Source organism: Nitrospirota bacterium (genome assembly GCA_030645475.1).
Classification (GTDB): Bacteria; Nitrospirota; Nitrospiria; order Nitrospirales; family Nitrospiraceae; genus Palsa-1315.
Map to the genome: position 1 here is coordinate 1 of JAUSMA010000065.1, position 16,727 is coordinate 16,727.

The following is a 16,727-nucleotide window of genomic DNA, read 5'->3' on the forward strand; positions in this document are numbered from 1 at the left end:
AACCTAACCAACCTAACCAACCTAACCAACCTAACCAACCTAACCAACCTAACCAACCTAACCAACCTAACCAACCTAACCAACCTAACCAACCTAACCAACCTAACCAACCTAACCAGACCCCACCAACCTTACCAACTACACCGGAAAATTCTGGCGCGTGCGTTCAGGCCGTCACCGTATCGGATGCCAAGAGGGTCTGGGACGCATTCCCGTCGAATATCCGCAAGGTGGGAATGGGAGCGGTGGAGAAATGGTTCACCACCCATAAGCCAGATCAAGAGACCGTTCAATTGATGCTTGAAAAACTGGCCGTACTGGCGCAGAGCGAGCAGTGGCGCAAGGACGGAGGAAGTTTTATCCCGGCTCCCATGACGTGGCTGAATCAGAAGCGATGGAAAGATGAGATTGTCACCGGCGTTCCGCAACTGACCAATCGTCCGAGCGCCCCTCCTCCTCGTACAGATCCGATTGCGAGAGGGCAATGGAAGCAAGTGTATGGAGACCCGAAGAAGTACGGATTCGATTAACGGTCTCGAACGTAGTGAGGAGGGATTGCATGAACAGCACGATTGTTCCACCGGTTCCCGACAGGAAACTCCGTGAGCGAGCGGAGCGGAAACGACCAGATGCCGCTCCGACTGTTCCGGGGCCTGTCACCTGTCCGCTGTGTGAGCACGAATGGAACAGTCCTGATCGTCGATTCATCAAGTTCTGTAAGCGATGTCGGCACAAGTTGCCACATCTTGAATTGAAAAGCCTGACGGAAGACGAGTTTATCTACTGTGAGGGATGGTAATGCGACGATCCGCCACCTCGATGTACGGACGGTTTGCCAATTTCAAGCGGACGATCGTGACGGCTGCCGGCGTCGTCAAAGGCGCGCCTCGACGTGAGCCTGGGAAAATGAATCCCAACGAGGCGCGGTATGCCGACCATCTCACGAACCAACCGAATGTGCGTGAGTGGCATTTCGAATCGTTCAAGGTGCGCCTGGCCGATACCACGTTTATCGATATCGATTTTACAGTGTTTCTCGACGACTACTCCATGGAGTTCCATGAGGTAAAAGTTTTTTGGAAGAACCTGGACAAGGTGCATATCGAGGACGATTCGAGAGTGAAGCTGAAATGGGTGCAGGAGAAATATCCCATTCCGCTTCGGATCATGTTTTTGCATCCTACGACAGGGCTGTGGACGCAACACCCATTTTAATTCGATTGGAAGGACGCACGCTATGGATCAAGTGAGCTCGACGGTCTTGGAGGGGAATCTGACCAGAAACCCAGAGTTGCGGTACACGGATAAAGGGACGCCCGTGTGTTCATTTACCGTCGCGAACAATCGTCAGTGGAAGTCTGGCGACGAGAAGAAGGAAGAGGTTTGCTTTATTGATGTCGTGGTGTTCGGGAAGCACGGAGAGACCTGCGCGCAATATCTCGTCAAGGGTCAAGGCGTGATGCTGGTGAATGCGAGGTTGAAGCAGGAACGCTGGGAGATGGACGGACAGAAGAAGAGCAAGCATGTCCTGCATTGCCAGGAAGTGAAGTTTCGAGGAAAACCAAAAGAGGGACAGGCGGACGGTGGCGCGCCTTCCGGCGAGAACCCAGACGGAGCCGGAGAAGAACAGCCATGGTGCTAAGGCAGGTCGTGCATCGCCTCAGTTGGTTACACATGTGGGACGTGGTCGCGCCAATTGTGCGTCACGCGCCTAAACAGATCCGGTGTCAGCTGACGTTTCAGCATTATCGGGCAAGTATCGAGATGGCCATCATCAACGGAAACAGACGAGCGATGGAGATCTCGTGTACCTGTCTTTACCTGTTCAGCTTGCAGCAAGTGTCACGTGGTGGTGTCAACAAATGGTGGTGAGGAGGGACGGCATGAACGTCGTAGAACCGTATTGGGAAATTTATAACGATGGGGCAGATCCAGATAAGCAGGAAGAATTTACCGAAGTGGACGGGATCAGACTAGTGCGGAAGGTGGAACACTACGCGAGAATTTCTCACCGATCTGAAGAGGCTCAGACCGCGATATCATGGGATAGATTTCTCCGCGCCGTCGTCTTGAATAAAGGCGATTGGTCTGTCGTGGAGCATGCCTCTCTTTCCGTCACGTTCTATGTCGACCGTGGCATCACGCATGAAATTGTTCGACATCGGCTCGCCTCCTATACGCAAGAGTCCACACGCTTTGTGAACTATGCGAAGAAAATGTCACCGAGTTTTATCTATCCGAGACCGCAAGACTTGGAACAGGACCCTGACTGGAAGATTGCGATTGAAGCGTGTGAAGACGGCTACCAGAGATTGATCGCGAAGGGCTGGACCGCACAAGAAGCGAGGTCGGTGTTCCCGAATGCTCTTGGTAGCAAGATCGCGATGACCTGTAATCTTCGAAACTGGCGGCATTATCTCCTGATGCGGAGCACGCGCGAGGCGCATCCGCAAATGCGTCAGGTGATTGATCCGCTCTTGTTGAAACTGAAAGCGACAATTCCAATCTTCTTTGAAGACATTGAAGCGGGTGCGACTCAGGCGGACAACCTGAAAAAGATGCGATAGGTCAGGCCATGTACATCATGACATTTGAAGAGTGGCGGGCTGCGAATCAAGACATTGAGGCAGAGGTTTGCTCGTGGACGCACCTGTCAGGTGTGTCCTATGGGAAGCTGTCAGATCAAGGAATGCCTGGGTACGTCGAGACTGAAATCATGAAACGGTACAACGTGCAGGTGTCGAAAGATTGAGCGGCATTGAAAGCCTGGAATGAGGCGGTGATGGAGGATGGGAAATGTCATGCACAAATTGAAACTCGCTAATGATCTCTCGTTGCCACTTGAAGTCGTGACGCAAACGGTTGCCATCCTCGCCAAACGGAGGGCGGGGAAGAGTTACACCATGCGGCGGCTTGCTGAGCAGCTTTTTAAGGCACATCAGCAGATCGTCATTGTGGATCCGAAAGGCGATCAGTGGGGGATTCGATCCGCATCGAGTGGTATAGGGCCTGGCCTGCCGGTGACCATCGTAGGAGGTGAGCATGGCGATGTGCCGTTGGAGCCGACCAGTGGGGAGATTGTTGCCAAGTTGGTTGTCGAAGAGCGCGTCAGTCTGGTCCTGGACCTTTCCATGTTCCGTAAAAACGAAGTGGCAAAGTTCATGACGGACTTCTTGGAGAACTTGTATCGGATGAAGGCGCGCGAATGTTATCGGACGCCCATGATGCTGGTGATTGATGAGGCGGACGCCATTGCTCCGCAGAAGCCACAGCATGGGGAAGAGCGCATGCTCGGGGCGGCTGAAGACATCGTGCGCCGTGGAGGGCAACGCGGGATTGGCTGTGTGCTCGTCACACAACGGTCGGCGGTGCTGAATAAGAATGTACTGACACAAGCTCAGGTGCTGGTCGCATTGCGCACGATCGCCCCGCAAGATTTGGCGGCGATGAAGGCCTGGATCGATGTCCATGGCACACCGGAGCAATGTAAGACGCTGATGGCCTCGCTTCCCTCCTTGCCGGTCGGTGATGCCTGGATCTGGTCTCCCGGATGGCCGACGATCGAGGGCATCTTTGACCGCGTGCATGTGCTGCCGATCGAGACCTTTGACTCGGGCGCGACGCCGAAGCCCGGCGTCAAGGCGATTGAACCGAAGCAGGTGGCGGACGTTGATCTTGAGGCATTGAAGCGGCAAATGGCCGCGACGATTGAGAAGGCCAAGGCCGACAACCCGAAAGAACTGCGGAAGCAACTGGCGGAGCATGCCAAACAGAACGATGTATTGAGCGCCAAGATCCGGGTGCTCGAAGCAAGGGCGCAACCGACTCAGGTGGAAATAAAAGAGGTGCCGGTCATTACGCCAAAGGATTTGGAGAGGCTTGAAAAAGGTCTCGATCGTCTCGCCAATCAGTATCATCAGTTCGCTGGAGCGCAACAAGTGGTGCTGACCGAGCTTGGCTATTTGAAAGATGTGGTGAAGAGCTCCGGAACCCCTCCACGTCAGAGCCAGGCGAGACCTATACAGACACACGCAGAGGCTCCTCGGCCTCCCACGACAAATGTTCCCAAGATGCCAACTATGCGCATGAATGCGCATGAATCCTCAAGCGAAAGCCTCTCCAAAATGGCGCGCACGATGCTGACCGTCTTGGCCCAGCATCCTGACGGGCTGACCAAGGGGCAAATCCTTATCCATGCGGACTACCGTTCGAGTGGTCCGGTATCCAGCACCTTCGCACAGATGATCTCGCTTGGATGGGTCTCGATGGGTGGTGGCCGGATGATGATTACGAGTGCCGGCCTGCAGGCGCTTGGCGACTATGAACCGCTTCCCACCAAGAGCGCGCTGCTTCATCACCTGCTGAATGGGCACAAGCTCTCCACCATGGAGAAGAAGCTCCTTCGGTGTATTGCCGATGCCTATCCACATGCCGTGACCAAGTCCGCCATTCTGACGGCGACACAGTACGCCTCGAGCGGTCCCGTCTCCTCGGCATTTGGGAAGTTAGTAGCGTTGAACTATGTCCATGCTGCTGGACGATCAGAATTGAGACTCGCCGAAGAACTGGTGGGATAAGGAGATCACGTGGACGAATTGATTATTGATAGTTTCGCGGGTGGAGGAGGGGCCTCTCTCGGTATCACCTGGGCGTTAGGAAGACATCCGGATATTGCAATCAACCATGATGCGGCCGCCATCACCATGCACAAGGCGAATCACCCCACGACGACGCATTACATTGAGGACGTATGGAAGTTGTCCCCACGCGAGGTGACAGGCGGAAAACCGGTTGGGTTGCTCTGGGCCAGTCCTGACTGTAAGCACTTCTCTCGGGCGAAAGGTGGCAAGCCAGTCGAGAAGAAGATCAGAAGCCTGGCCTGGGTGGTCGCGAAGTGGGCGGAGCAATCGAGTCCACGGCTGATCATTCTTGAAAACGTGCGGGAGTTCGAACAGTGGGGACCGCTCGTGCCTCGTTGGCAGTGTCAGGAATGCACGTGGAAAGGCACCGAAGGGCAAGCGACTCTCGCGCGGCAACGTCGAGCCTGTCCCCACTGTGATGCGAGTACCCTCAAGAAAACAGACGATCTGATGCCGGATCCGGATCGGTCTGGACTCACCTTCAAACGCTTCACCGGACGGCTGAGAAACCTGGGCTACGATCTGCAATGGCGAGTCTTGAACGCGGCGGACTATGGCGCGCCGACCCATCGACGGAGACTCTTTCTGATTGCCAGGAGAGATGGCTGTGCAATCGTCTGGCCAAAGCAGACCCATGGTGATCCGAAGAAGGCGCATCAGCATGGCCTGCTTCCATGGCGGACTGCGGCAGAGTGCATTGATTGGTCGCTCCCGTGTCCGTCGATATTTGAACGGAAGAAGCCACTGGCGGATAAAACCATGCGTCGAATCGCGCTTGGGATCAAACGCTATGTGGTCGATAACCCGCGACCATTCATCGTGTGCTGCAATCATGGCTGGAAGCACTTTAGAGGTCAGTCGATCGACAGACCGCTCTGTACGCTCACGGCTGCCAGAGATGCGTATGGGGTGGTCATGCCCGTTCTGGAAAAGTGCAAACGGAAGACCGATGCCATCGCTCCCACGTTAATCCAGACAGGATACGGAGAACGTCCTGGCCAATCTCCACGGCAACTGAATATGTTCAAGCCGATGGGAACGGTCGTGGCCGGTGGTTCGAAGCAAGGACTGATCGCGGCATTCCTCCATCGATACTACGGGGGGAGTGTTGGGCAGACGGTCGACCAGCTGGGTCCATCAGAGTCACAGAACGGACACACCTCTGTGGTAGCCGCCTATCTCGCCAAACATTATGGCGGAGTGGTCGGCGTCAGCGTGGATACACCCTTGCCCACGACGACAGCACGAGGAACGCAGAACCAAGTTGTCACGGCCAATTTGATTCATATGAATCATGGTGCCAAGCAATGGTCTGGAATGGATGAGCCCATGTTTACCGCAACTGCGGGAGGGAATCATGCCTTTCTGGTCTACAGCTTCCTCATCAAGTACTTCGGGACGGCGATCGGCCAATCGATTGAAGAGCCGATGCACACTGCCACGAGTAAGGATCATTTCGGAGTGGTGACGGTCGAGATCGAAGGACAGACCTATGTGATCGTGGATATTGGCATGCGGATGCTGACCCCGCGTGAGTTAGCCAAAGGCCAAGGCTTTCCCGATGACTACATTCTCACTGGATCGAATACCAGCCAGGTTGCCAAAATTGGTAACAGTGTGTCGCCTCCACCGGCGCAGGCATTGGTCTCGGCTAATTGGGCCTCTGAGAGGCTGTCGAGTGAGTGTGTCGCATGATCTCCACGCTGATCAATAGGGAGGTGCAATCATGAATCCACCGGTTGAACCGATGTTTCTTGACTTCAAGGCCTGGCGAAAGCGCAACACGGAACTGGAAGAGCCTTTACGCCCAGAGATCGATACTGAGTGCATGGAATGTGCTGATAAATGGGAACCGAACGAGCACTGCGATGAATGCGACGGCACTGGCGAACGTAACAAATTCAATATTGATGCGGACATGACATACCTGATGAAGCAGATCTACGAACGGTATTTAGAGCGCGATTATCGACTGGCGGTGCAGGCGTTCTACGCGCAGCCTGTGGAGGTGGTGCATGGGTAAGTCTACGGAGAAAGAATTCTTACAACGGGTGGGCGAGCACATCATGACGGTGCTCCGTGACGAGGGTGGATATCGGCATGTGCGGTTTGGGAGACCAGGGACGAGGAACGAACAGTTTGACCTCATCACCTGGCCTGGGCACCTCTGCTACACGGGCGACATGGGTACCTATGTGTTTAGCCGGATCAGGGATATGTTTGAGTTCTTCAGGACGGACCGCTTGCAGCCTCGGAACGGGCAGACCTTATTCATCAATCAAGGGTATTGGGCAGAGAAGGTGTTGGCGTATGACAAGACTGGAAAGATCCAGGAATACGACCGTGATCTGGCCGAGCAGCGATTGCGAGAGGCGTTGAAGGAGATGCGCCGCGACAGTACCAGCGAGGAACGCGCCGAGATTTACGACGAGGTCTCCGGCAGCTTAGACGATGGAGAAGTGGCATTCAAGACTGCGCTGATGGACCATTTCCCTGATTCCTGGGAATGGGATCTGACCGAGTACACCTTCAGCTTCACCTGGTGCTGCTATGCCATTGCTTGGGGCATCCAGCAATATGACGATGCGCTGGTCGGAAAGGAGAACGTACCGGTATGAGTTCGACCACTGCGATTGAGTGGACTGACCGAGTCTGGAACCCTATCAGGGGCTGCTCGATGGTGAGCGCGGGCTGTCAGAACTGTTACGCCATGAAGCAGGCGCACCGGTTCAGCGGTCCAGGTCAGCCCTATGAAGGGTTGACCTATGGGCCTCGATGGACGGGGAAAATCAAGTTGGTCCCAGAGGCGCTCGACGCGCCGCTGCACTGGAAGAAACCGCGACGGATCTTCGTGAACTCGATGAGCGATCTCTTTCATGAGGAGGTGCACGACAAGTTTATTGCGGCGGTGTTCGGCGTGATGGCTGCGGCACCGCAACACACATTTCAAGTGCTAACCAAGCGGCCAGAGCGGATGCGACAGTGGTTTAGATGGATCGAGTCGAAGCGCGGAGGACTGACAACTTCGCTCGTCAAGCATGGCGGCGCCTGGCCGAAGGTGGACGAGTATTCCGCTGAGTCGGTGCTCTGTGCCTATTGTGCCCGCGAAGTCTTAGAGCCTTTGTCTAAAGTTACGTGGGCTCCATGGCCGCTCCCCAACGTCTGGCTCGGTGTCTCCGTCGAAAACCAAGCGACGGCCGATGAGCGGATTCCCTTGTTGCTGGAGACGCCTGCTGCGGTGCGGTTCGTCTCGGCTGAGCCGTTGCTGGGGTCGGTGGATTTTAGTGTTCCCTGGCCTCCAGGTTGGCGTGAGCAGGGCGATCCTCAGAGCGATAGATTTGACGGATTGCGATTTGACGACCGGAATTCCTTCGCGCGGCTAGGACGACTCAATTGGGTCATCGTCGGCGGTGAGAGCGGTCCTGGTGCTCGGCCATGCGATGTGAGCTGGATTCGCTCGATCAGGGATCAGTGCCAGAAGGCGGGCGTGCCGGTGTTTGTGAAGCAGTTGGGAGCGAAGCCGTTTGTCGTTGAAGGCAGCCAGGCAGCACAGGAATGGTCCGCGTCAGGCGCGACGTCCGTGATGGACGACTGTGGCGGTATTCATGTGAAGGACAAGAAGGGCGGCGACATGGCCGAGTGGTCTGAGGATCTGCGTGTCAGAGAATTTCCAGGGAGGAAGCTATGAGCTTCGTTGATGATGTGAAACGGAAAATTGAGATCATCTTGTATGTGCAGTTTGTACTAAAGTTCATTGCCATCGTATTGGCGTCTTATTGGATGGCGAATCTCGATTGGTCGCACGGATTACACGGCGTGTTGCTCTATCTGTGGGAGGGGAAGCTATGACCCAGCAGGAGCATTTACTGACGTGTTTGATTGAAGAGTCATCAGAGGTTATCAAGGCCACATCGAAGGCGCTTCGGTTCGGCATCCATGGTTATTCCCATGCGTGGGATTCAACCGGAAAGTTCAACCGTGAGCAGATTCGCGCCGAGTTGCACGATTTAATGGGCGTCATCGAGATGCTGCACGATGAGGTGTTGTACATTCTGCCGTTTGACAGGAGTCTGATTGAGGCCAAGAAGATAAAGGTGCTGAAGTATATACAGCATGCACGGACGAATGGCTCGATCACGTAAGAAATGTCTGGCTCTATTGCAAGAGGTCCATCCATGACGAAGAAGGCTGGAGTTTATGCCGAAACTATACATCGACTTAACCGAAGATGAGCAGTGGTGGAACGGGAATGAGGCACGTCTATACATTGAGCCGTCAGCCAACGCCTCCATTCAGTTGTTGGGGATAGATGGGAACTATGAAAATATTTGCCAGGGGACATTTACGGGTAAAACGGAGCACGATGTAAAGGCACAGGTGGAATCGTGGGCGGCACTGCAGTATCAACGTATTGCCGATGTGCTCAGGGATAATTTAGCGAAGGAGAATACGAAATGAGTATTGAGCATTATCCAGACGAGGCGAACGAGGCTGCAGCAGATGAAGCGTTGTGCGGAAACGCGACGGGTCCTGAGCCGTGGGCGAAGGAGGTCGAGGCACAACTCAAGGCACTACAAGACGTACTCGTTGAAATCAATCCGAACAACCACGACCAAGAGGACACGGTGCCACGCGGTCGGGCTGGCTATGTCGACAGGCGCAATGCCAAGATATTCTCGACGCGCTGGACGCAATGGCAAAGGGAGGGAAGGGATGAGCGATGGTAGTAACCGTGTAGCGTGGAGCATTGACCTGAACGATATGAGCTGCATTGTGTTCGCTCCAACAAGTGCGAAAGCTCGTTACATTGCGGTGCGTGGATATTGGGATGCGTATGGAAAGCGCAAGGGGGAATGGCCGAGAGCGACAGCAAAGCGGGAGCCTCGATTTGACAAGAGCGCAGTCTTATTTCCGCAGAATATTCCGTATTCACGGGATTACGTAGAAGGGACACGATGAGCGACACACAGCAGGCGGCGATACGGTTGCTGGCAAGTTTACCCATGCCGTATCTGGATAATTTACCTGATGCCGTGGCGAGCACACAGTACGACACGGACCTTGAGATTGCCGTACAATTCCTCACCCAGGCTGAACAGCGCGGCATGGAGCGGGCGGCGGGGATCGTGCGTGAAAAATGTGGTGCGTGTTCTGGTACTGGATATGGCCGAGTGAGCTGGGATGAACACGGTAATTTTGTAGATGGCGATGAGTGCGAACATTGCGGACGACCGGCCCAGGCGATTCGCCAGGCGAAGGAGAAGGCATGAGCGAAATCATCATACCATTCAGACCGTTCTTTAGTAAGCCAATGCGAGAGGGCACGAAGGTGATGACGTGTCGATCAAAGCGAATGGGGAAGCATGGCGATACGTTCCTCGCCTTCGGGGAAAACTTTCTCCTGACGCATGTGTTTCGCTGTCGCCTAGGGTACGTGGTCTCGGATGCGTTCATGCAGGAAGGATGCGCCAATCCCCAAGAACTGATTGAAATATGGAACGGTATTCACCCCACCGTTGGCTATGACCCAGAAGTGATTGTATGGGCACATTGCTTTCACAAGGTGCATCCATGACGAACGCACAGGCCGCATTGAAGCTGTCAGAGAAGCTGAGTGACGCCATTTCCATGCTCATCATCCACGGCATCATCACGGATGGGGAGCGCGACAAAGCACGGAAGCGGCTTGATAAATGGGCAGCAGAGAACGGCTTGCAGCGAAAGGGGACATGATGACGGACACACAGCAGGCGGCGAGGGCATTATGGGCAGAATTGTCTATTAACAAGCCAGGAATCACGTATGCCGATAGGGTTTATACTATTGCCATCGCCCTCACCAAGGCCGAACAGCGCGGAGAACAGAGCGGGATGGAGCGGGCGATACCACTGGCGTGCGAGGATTGCGCACACGGATCGCCCGTGGAGGAAAATTGGGATGGCCTGAGCGGATTTTACCACTCCAGCCTGGAAGAGGGACATTGGCAATGTAAGGCTTCGTCGCTGCGCCAGCAGGCCCAGAGGGACAAGGAGGGGACGTGCGAGACACCATGAAGGAAGCAAACCAATTAGCTCGTAAGTTCTACGCACAGCTGGGTTATGTCGTGCCTGTTGGGTTTCGCTTCGATACGGCCACTCACCCTCAAGAACAGGCATGCTGGCGCATGGCTGAATTAGCCTACGATCACATCGAGGGTACTGAGTTGAGTGAGGCATTGGCGGAACAAGAAGAAGAGGAGGAGTTATGACCAACCAACCGAGTGACGCCAAGGGGCCTGAGACGTGGGTGCGGTATACGATCAATAAGATTATTCGCGAGGGCAATGACGATGAAGATTTCTACCTCGCCTCCCAAGTGGAGCCGTGGGCGAAGGAGGTCAAGGAATGGATCGAGGAATTGCAGGAGACTCGCCCATGAGCCTCGATAGGAAAGTGGTCTTACTGCGAGCCGCCTATGCGCTCATACTCAAATGCCCATCCGCTCAGGAAACCACCGTATTTTATGATGAAGCCGATTGTGACGGGCATTGCCTGATGGAGGATATTCAGACGGAAATAGATATGGAGATGTTGAAGTCGAACGCACACAGCGGTTGATCGAAGAAATAGTAGAGATATGGGTTGCCACATGTACCGACATCGGCTAGAAACTAACACACCGGTTAGTATGAAGAAGGAGTTCATGTCTTCCACGCTCCAACACGCGCCATCAGTACTCATGCATCACACCCTCCGTGCCTGGCAAGTGCAGGCCTTCGAGGCGATCACACAATCTGAATCCATAGACTTCTTAGCGGTGGCCACGCCGGGAGCTGGCAAGACGAAGCTCTCGGTTCGGGTCGTCCGTGAGTGGTTGGATCGGCGGATCATCCAGCGTGTCATTGTGGTGTGTCCCACCAATCACCTCAAAGGCCAATGGGCCAGAGCGGCCTCCGCGTCCCTCAATTTGGACCCCACCTTTTCGAACGATCAAACTGTTGAAGCGCGCGACTATCACGGCATCGTGGTCAGCTATCAACAGGTCTGTATGGCTCCGGCGCTCTATGCGAGGCTGTGCCAAGAGAAGCGCACGGCGGTCGTGTTCGATGAAATCCACCACGCCGGAGACGGCAAGGGATGGGGCGAAGGGCTCAGGATGGCCTTTGCATCGGCGGTCAAACGATTGGCCACGTCCGGGACCCCATTCCGATCGGATGACAATCCCATTCCGTATGTACGCTATGAAGAGCAACGCAGTGTGCCAGACTTTACCTATGGCTATGGAGAGGCGCTGAGAGACGGGGTCTGTCGGCGCATTCTATTCCCTGCCTACGAAGGACAATTGTCCTGGCGTTCCTCAGACGGATACGAAGTCAACGCTGCCACGTTTGGAGATCTGCTCAATCCCGTCCACATGCGTGAGCGGCTCAAGACCGCCATCATGCACCGAGATTGGTTGGGCGTGGTCATCAGCGATGCAGACCGTCAACTCTCGACGATACGAGAGCAAGGGGCACGCGATGCGGGAGGGCTGGTAGTGGCCATGAATCAGGCCCATGCCCATCAAGTTGCGGCCTTGATCCTGGAAAAGACTGGGAGACAGCCGAGGATTGCCATCAGTGATGAACCGGCTGCCTCTCACATCATTAAGCAGTTTGCGAGTAGCGGTGATCGGTGGATGGTCGCCGTCAACATGGTCAGTGAAGGCGTCGATATTCCACGCTTACGGGTGGGTATCTATGCCACCAATGTGATGACGGAGATGTATTTCCGTCAGGTTGTCGGGCGCTTCGTGCGGATGCAAGCGGAGCACGGTCGCCGGCAACAGGCCTATCTCTACATTCCCCATGATCCCACGCTCGTGGAATATGCCATGGCGATCGAGGCTGAGCGGGATCACTACGTGCCCACTCCTGAGGAGGATCCCGGTACGCCGGTCATCTGGATCATGTCGGATGCGAGCCCGAGCGCCTATCTGGCGTTGGCCGGTATCGCTCAGGCGGTGTTTACCATCGGGGTCGATGTACCGCCGTCGCCTCCTGTCCCGTTCCCTGATCCTGCCGAACCCTTGCATGAAGTAAAAGGGCAGTTACGGGAGACGCATCGCCGATTGGTGGGACGAGTCTCCAAGCAATTCGGATTGGACCATCGGGCCGTGAATCTCGAACTGCACAAGCGGACGGGCGGATGGATCGATACGGCCACGATGACGCAATTAAAGAAACGGGTCTCTCAGTTGGAGTCCTGGTTGAAGACGGGGTATGACGGAGCTCGATCATGACCGAAGCCGAGATATTGGAACTGATCAAGGCGCGCTATGCACCGGAGTCGTATGCCGTGCTGCCGCAAGTGCGAAACGGCACGGGTTTCACGCGGTCCGCGCGCACAGCCGATGCGATGGTGATGGGGCTCTGGCCCAGTCGCGGGTTGGAGTTGGAAGGGTTTGAAATCAAGACTTCGCGTGCCGATTGGCTGCGCGAGATGAAGGCCCCGCAGAAGGCGGAGGACATCTTCGCGTATTGCGACCGGTGGTGGGTGGCGGTGGCGGATCGGGATATTGTCAAAGAGGGAGAATTGCCGAAGACCTGGGGCCTGATGGTCACGGGAGCCCGCGGGTTGTTGGTGAAGGTGGCTGCGCCGAAGCTCGAGGCGAAGCCCATGGACCGATTGATGCTCGCGGCGATGCTGCGCAAGGTGCAGGCGTATTCGACGGACAATGCCATCATTGAGAAAGCGAAGGACGCGGCTGACAAGATGGGGTACGAACGCGGGTGCAAAACGGCGGAGGGAGTTCAGAAAAATATCGAGGCCCTCGAAACGATGATTCGCACGTTCGAGCGGGCATCTGGCGTCTCCATTCGTCGGGCGTGGGATATCGAAGAGATCGGCAAAGCCGTACAGATGGTTCGGAATGGGGCGCTGGTCAATGGTCGTGAGACCTTGCGCCATCTGGCCGAGTCCTCGAAACGACTGTCCGTGGAAGCCGAGCGAGAACTAGCGATCATTGATGCCCTGAACCTGGCGAGTCACCCACCGGCATGTCCTGAAGGCAAGGAGGCTGATGCGCATGATAGAAGCCCCTGTTGATGTACAACCCACAATCAGGAACGAGCTTGAGCGAGCCTATCGGAAGTGGCGAGACAGCAACCAGAAGGCCTACGACCTCTATGTGCGCTTTGCCAAAGAGGCGCTGCACTGTGGAAAACGATTCTCCATCAGTCTCTTGACGGAACGCATTCGCTGGGAAGCGAAGATGACCATGGGCAAGGACGAGGAAGGCTATCGCATCAACAACAACTTTCGTGCGTATTTGGCGCGTGATCTCATGGAGCAGTGTCCGGAGCTCATCGGCATCATTGAGACTCGAACCATTCGTGGACGCCAGGGAGCCGTATGAACAACACTCGCATGAGCTTGTTGCGGGCGCGATGGCTGCGTTGGTGGCACGTCTGGCGGTACCAAAACGCCTCTTTGCCGGCAGTGAAAGTCAATGGCTACTGCGGAACGAAGAACGGCACACGAATAGCCCATCTGGCATGTACATGTGGGAAGGTCTTTTATGATGACCGCGAAGGGATAGGCTTGAAACCATGACGCGTGACCAACTGATGAAACTGACTCCAGGACCGGCGACGGATCTCGTAGTGGCAGAAGCGTTGGGAGATCTCGTGGTGCCTGGCGATGTCGCGCAGGCGTTCTCTCGATCCTACGATGCGGCCTGGAGGATCGTCGAACATTTTCGCTCGCGCGGGTGGCTGGTCCGGGTTCAGGAAATGCCGACCGGCATGCCATGGCTCCACAACGACAAGCATGAAGTGCATAAGCGTTCGGTGTGCATTCTGTATCCAATGTGTGTTGGAGAAGATCCTTCGGACACACGCATCAGTGCCTACGCGGATACGAGTTGTATGGCGATTATTCGCGCCTTGTTCATGTGCCAGGCGCTTCACCAGTCGGTTGAGGGACAGCCGACTTATTTACCAGGAGGGACTCATGGCGATGATCGACAAGAAGTACAAGATTCAGGCGGTGCAGGCCATCACGAAGGCGAAGCACACGGAGCAGGACTCCGTGTTGTTCCTCGCGAAGGATAAGGCGTTGCCAGCCACATTGAGATTCTATAGCGAGGAATGCACGAGGCTGGGAGCCGCGAATGATCAACTTCAGGGGATTGAACTGCTGATCGGGCGGGTGGAGGACTATCAAGCCAAGCACGCCAAAAAGGTGAAGGTGGCTGACATTGCGCCGGGGAAAGAAGCGAAGCGGGTATTGCAGTAGACCTCATCGGACGGCGCATGGATGAGAGTCTGTGCGCCGTCAAGACATATAATTTGAATATGTCGAGCGAGACATCGATAAAAGGACGTGCATGAAGGCGAACGAACCTTGGATCACCGTCAAGCAAGCCGCGGAACGATTAGCCATGCACCGGAGCATGATCTATCGGCTGTTGAATCAGAAGGTGCTCCATCGCGTCTGGCTCATCATGCCCAATCCACGGGGTCTGCGATCAAAAGGGCGATTTGGCGTGTCCATGGACTCGATTGCGCAGTACGAACACAGTCTACGAATCGTGAATGAGCGGGAAGCGTCGGAGTTTCAGCACGCGAGGAAGGGATAAGGTCATGAACCGTGAACAGACGAAGTATCTGAAGGATCGGCTGTCGAAGCTGAATAGCCGAAAATACGGTGAGTTGTGCTCTAGGAAGAGCACGCTACCTCAGCCGGTCGCCACTGCCAAGCGGATTGTGAAACAGTGGGAGGCAGAGCAGGCGAAAGAGTGTAGCCGCCGCAATGATCGCCTCAATGAGGCGTACTCGACAGCCATTCAGTCGATCATATTTGGTGAGCCAGGAGACGCACTCAAGGCGCTCAAGGAATTTGAACAGTTTAAGCCATGACGAAGAACCCAGAAGAGGTGCTGTGCCGGAAATGCCGGGAGAAGTTAACCAACCACGTGGGTGTGCATGGCTAGATTAACAGGGATGCAGAAGCTGCTCGCGAACTACGAGCATCCAGACGAAGACCCCGAAAACCTCCCCTATCGTTGGGCACTCATCGACGTGATTCTCATTGCCGGACAGGATTTGACCGGACCGCGAGGGCGGGACATGCGCGAACCCTTTTGGTCGCGGTATGTGGTGCGGGCTATGCTGGATGCCTATCAGTGGTTTTTCGACGGTCTCTCAGAGGAGTTTCCTCTGTCATACGAGTGGTGCTGTGCCAATCTGGGGATGCCGCCAGAGGCCTGCCGTCGCTATCTGCGGAAACGGTATGCGCCGTATCTTTCGCGCATTGAACACACAATCAACATGGAGGCAGTGGATGGTCGCTATCGTACCCGGCTCGGCGTCTGGCAACGGGCTCAGTCTGTTCGAGGTCAGCACGGAGGGCGAGGCGTATTCGCCCGTTTCTATTCGAGACGAGGAACTCGACACCCCTGATGTGCGTCTGGCAGCCTTACACAGTATCAAACGCATCATTCGAACGGCATTGGCCGATCGTTCCCCGTTTCATTTTCTCTCGCTCTCCATGCGCACCCAATCGGTCATGCAACGCTATGGGGTAATCACCTTCGAAGGCTTAGTCTCACGATCACGGGTTGAGCTGTTGTCGATGCGAGGCTGTAGCAAGATCATGGTGCGAGAGATCGAGGAAGAGCTATCGAACTGGGGATTTGCCCTTGCTCCGAGTCCACCATGCAAGCATGCACAGAAAAAGGCATTCTAAATCAATCAGTTATGGCGCATTGGCGTCGAGTAGGGCATTTTGAGGGGGTATATTCGATGAATCTCCTTACAGATCAATCAGTTAAGCCTGTCGTCGGGGCGGCTCCGGACGTAGAGGAAGCGCCACCATGGGAAGAGCCGAAGTCTGAGCCAGAGAAACCAGAGAAACCAATCCTCCCTGAGTACGTGCAACTCTTGGTGCGGCTGGAGGGTACGTCATGTATACGGCTCGATTCATTGGGGGGCGGTAAGATTCAATTAGCCTTCTCGGATGCGCAAACGCAGGAAGCCTTTCAGCTCGGGAAGTATCGCGGCAAGAACCTGATTGCCACATTCATGGTGGCGTCAGGGGCTATCGACAAGACAAAGTAATTCAGGAT

At 55.2% G+C, this 16,727-nt stretch carries 30 protein-coding genes; all 30 read left to right on the plus strand.

Going from position 1 to position 16,727, the window contains the following annotated elements; all coding sequences use genetic code 11:
• Positions 1-230 precede the first annotated feature (230 nt).
• The 30 genes from Q7U76_12655 to Q7U76_12800 all read left to right on the plus strand — a co-directional run bounded on the left by Q7U76_12655 (position 231) and on the right by Q7U76_12800 (position 16,719).
• Positions 231-530, plus strand: coding sequence for a hypothetical protein (locus Q7U76_12655; protein ID MDO8357233.1), 300 nt, complete (start codon positions 231-233; stop codon positions 528-530).
• Between the two features lie 29 nt (positions 531-559).
• Entirely contained in the window at positions 560-799 is a 240-nt protein-coding gene (locus Q7U76_12660) for a hypothetical protein (protein ID MDO8357234.1), read from the plus strand.
• Positions 799-1,215, plus strand: coding sequence for a hypothetical protein (locus Q7U76_12665; GenBank protein MDO8357235.1), 417 nt, complete (start codon positions 799-801; stop codon positions 1,213-1,215). The genes Q7U76_12660 and Q7U76_12665 overlap by 1 nt, the downstream gene beginning before the upstream one ends.
• Before the next feature lie 22 nt (positions 1,216-1,237).
• Entirely contained in the window at positions 1,238-1,642 is a 405-nt protein-coding gene (ssb, locus tag Q7U76_12670; protein MDO8357236.1) for a single-stranded DNA-binding protein, read from the plus strand.
• A 241-nt stretch (positions 1,643-1,883) separates the two neighbouring features.
• A complete protein-coding gene (gene thyX, locus Q7U76_12675; protein MDO8357237.1) occupies positions 1,884-2,567 on the plus strand; it encodes an FAD-dependent thymidylate synthase in 684 nt (227 codons plus the stop codon).
• Between the two features lie 234 nt (positions 2,568-2,801).
• Positions 2,802-4,577 carry a DUF853 family protein gene (locus Q7U76_12680; GenBank protein MDO8357238.1) on the plus strand — a complete coding sequence of 592 codons (1,776 nt, stop codon included), beginning with the start codon at positions 2,802-2,804 and terminating at the stop codon, positions 4,575-4,577.
• 9 nt (positions 4,578-4,586) lie between these two features.
• Positions 4,587-6,335, plus strand: a complete 1,749-nt coding sequence (locus Q7U76_12685; protein MDO8357239.1) for a DNA cytosine methyltransferase — start codon at positions 4,587-4,589, stop codon at positions 6,333-6,335.
• 31 nt (positions 6,336-6,366) lie between these two features.
• Positions 6,367-6,663, plus strand: coding sequence for a hypothetical protein (locus Q7U76_12690; protein MDO8357240.1), 297 nt, complete (start codon positions 6,367-6,369; stop codon positions 6,661-6,663).
• Positions 6,656-7,258: a hypothetical protein gene (locus Q7U76_12695; GenBank protein MDO8357241.1), complete on the plus strand. Its 603-nt coding sequence runs from the start codon at positions 6,656-6,658 to the stop codon at positions 7,256-7,258. Before Q7U76_12690 ends, Q7U76_12695 begins: the two co-directional genes overlap by 8 nt.
• The gene (locus Q7U76_12700) at positions 7,255-8,328 is read left to right on the plus strand and encodes a phage Gp37/Gp68 family protein (GenBank protein ID MDO8357242.1); all 1,074 of its coding nucleotides are present in this window, start codon (positions 7,255-7,257) and stop codon (positions 8,326-8,328) included. Before Q7U76_12695 ends, Q7U76_12700 begins: the two co-directional genes overlap by 4 nt.
• The gene (locus Q7U76_12705) at positions 8,325-8,489 is read left to right on the plus strand and encodes a hypothetical protein (protein MDO8357243.1); all 165 of its coding nucleotides are present in this window, start codon (positions 8,325-8,327) and stop codon (positions 8,487-8,489) included. Before Q7U76_12700 ends, Q7U76_12705 begins: the two co-directional genes overlap by 4 nt.
• On the plus strand, positions 8,486-8,782 hold the full coding sequence (locus Q7U76_12710) for a hypothetical protein (protein MDO8357244.1): 297 nt from the start codon (positions 8,486-8,488) through the stop codon (positions 8,780-8,782). Before Q7U76_12705 ends, Q7U76_12710 begins: the two co-directional genes overlap by 4 nt.
• A 55-nt stretch (positions 8,783-8,837) precedes the next feature.
• Complete coding sequence (locus Q7U76_12715) at positions 8,838-9,098, plus strand: hypothetical protein (protein ID MDO8357245.1); 261 nt, start codon at positions 8,838-8,840, stop codon at positions 9,096-9,098.
• Complete coding sequence (locus Q7U76_12720) at positions 9,095-9,367, plus strand: hypothetical protein (protein ID MDO8357246.1); 273 nt, start codon at positions 9,095-9,097, stop codon at positions 9,365-9,367. Before Q7U76_12715 ends, Q7U76_12720 begins: the two co-directional genes overlap by 4 nt.
• A gap of 228 nt (positions 9,368-9,595) precedes the next feature.
• Entirely contained in the window at positions 9,596-9,910 is a 315-nt protein-coding gene (locus Q7U76_12725) for a hypothetical protein (GenBank protein ID MDO8357247.1), read from the plus strand.
• A 62-nt stretch (positions 9,911-9,972) separates the two neighbouring features.
• Positions 9,973-10,215: a hypothetical protein gene (locus Q7U76_12730; GenBank protein ID MDO8357248.1), complete on the plus strand. Its 243-nt coding sequence runs from the start codon at positions 9,973-9,975 to the stop codon at positions 10,213-10,215.
• Positions 10,212-10,373 (plus strand): hypothetical protein, encoded by a 162-nt coding sequence (locus tag Q7U76_12735; GenBank protein ID MDO8357249.1) that lies wholly within the window; start codon positions 10,212-10,214, stop codon positions 10,371-10,373. Before Q7U76_12730 ends, Q7U76_12735 begins: the two co-directional genes overlap by 4 nt.
• Positions 10,373-10,693: a hypothetical protein gene (locus tag Q7U76_12740; protein MDO8357250.1), complete on the plus strand. Its 321-nt coding sequence runs from the start codon at positions 10,373-10,375 to the stop codon at positions 10,691-10,693. Before Q7U76_12735 ends, Q7U76_12740 begins: the two co-directional genes overlap by 1 nt.
• Entirely contained in the window at positions 10,678-10,887 is a 210-nt protein-coding gene (locus tag Q7U76_12745; GenBank protein ID MDO8357251.1) for a hypothetical protein, read from the plus strand. Before Q7U76_12740 ends, Q7U76_12745 begins: the two co-directional genes overlap by 16 nt.
• Positions 10,884-11,057, plus strand: a complete 174-nt coding sequence (locus Q7U76_12750) for a hypothetical protein (GenBank protein MDO8357252.1) — start codon at positions 10,884-10,886, stop codon at positions 11,055-11,057. The genes Q7U76_12745 and Q7U76_12750 overlap by 4 nt, the downstream gene beginning before the upstream one ends.
• Positions 11,054-11,236, plus strand: coding sequence for a hypothetical protein (locus Q7U76_12755; protein ID MDO8357253.1), 183 nt, complete (start codon positions 11,054-11,056; stop codon positions 11,234-11,236). The genes Q7U76_12750 and Q7U76_12755 overlap by 4 nt, the downstream gene beginning before the upstream one ends.
• 85 nt (positions 11,237-11,321) lie before the next feature.
• A complete protein-coding gene (locus Q7U76_12760) occupies positions 11,322-12,899 on the plus strand; it encodes a DEAD/DEAH box helicase family protein (GenBank protein MDO8357254.1) in 1,578 nt (525 codons plus the stop codon).
• Positions 12,896-13,705, plus strand: coding sequence for a hypothetical protein (locus Q7U76_12765; GenBank protein ID MDO8357255.1), 810 nt, complete (start codon positions 12,896-12,898; stop codon positions 13,703-13,705). The genes Q7U76_12760 and Q7U76_12765 overlap by 4 nt, the downstream gene beginning before the upstream one ends.
• Positions 13,686-14,015 (plus strand): hypothetical protein, encoded by a 330-nt coding sequence (locus Q7U76_12770; GenBank protein MDO8357256.1) that lies wholly within the window; start codon positions 13,686-13,688, stop codon positions 14,013-14,015. The genes Q7U76_12765 and Q7U76_12770 overlap by 20 nt, the downstream gene beginning before the upstream one ends.
• Positions 14,016-14,611: 596 nt before the next feature.
• On the plus strand, positions 14,612-14,896 hold the full coding sequence (locus Q7U76_12775; protein ID MDO8357257.1) for a hypothetical protein: 285 nt from the start codon (positions 14,612-14,614) through the stop codon (positions 14,894-14,896).
• 91 nt (positions 14,897-14,987) lie between these two features.
• Entirely contained in the window at positions 14,988-15,239 is a 252-nt protein-coding gene (locus Q7U76_12780; GenBank protein MDO8357258.1) for a hypothetical protein, read from the plus strand.
• 4 nt (positions 15,240-15,243) lie between these two features.
• Positions 15,244-15,519: a hypothetical protein gene (locus Q7U76_12785; GenBank protein ID MDO8357259.1), complete on the plus strand. Its 276-nt coding sequence runs from the start codon at positions 15,244-15,246 to the stop codon at positions 15,517-15,519.
• 66 nt (positions 15,520-15,585) lie between these two features.
• Positions 15,586-16,062, plus strand: coding sequence for a hypothetical protein (locus Q7U76_12790; GenBank protein ID MDO8357260.1), 477 nt, complete (start codon positions 15,586-15,588; stop codon positions 16,060-16,062).
• A 1-nt stretch (position 16,063) separates the two neighbouring features.
• Entirely contained in the window at positions 16,064-16,348 is a 285-nt protein-coding gene (locus Q7U76_12795; protein ID MDO8357261.1) for a hypothetical protein, read from the plus strand.
• Between the two features lie 56 nt (positions 16,349-16,404).
• On the plus strand, positions 16,405-16,719 hold the full coding sequence (locus tag Q7U76_12800) for a hypothetical protein (protein MDO8357262.1): 315 nt from the start codon (positions 16,405-16,407) through the stop codon (positions 16,717-16,719).
• Positions 16,720-16,727: the final 8 nt, after the last annotated feature.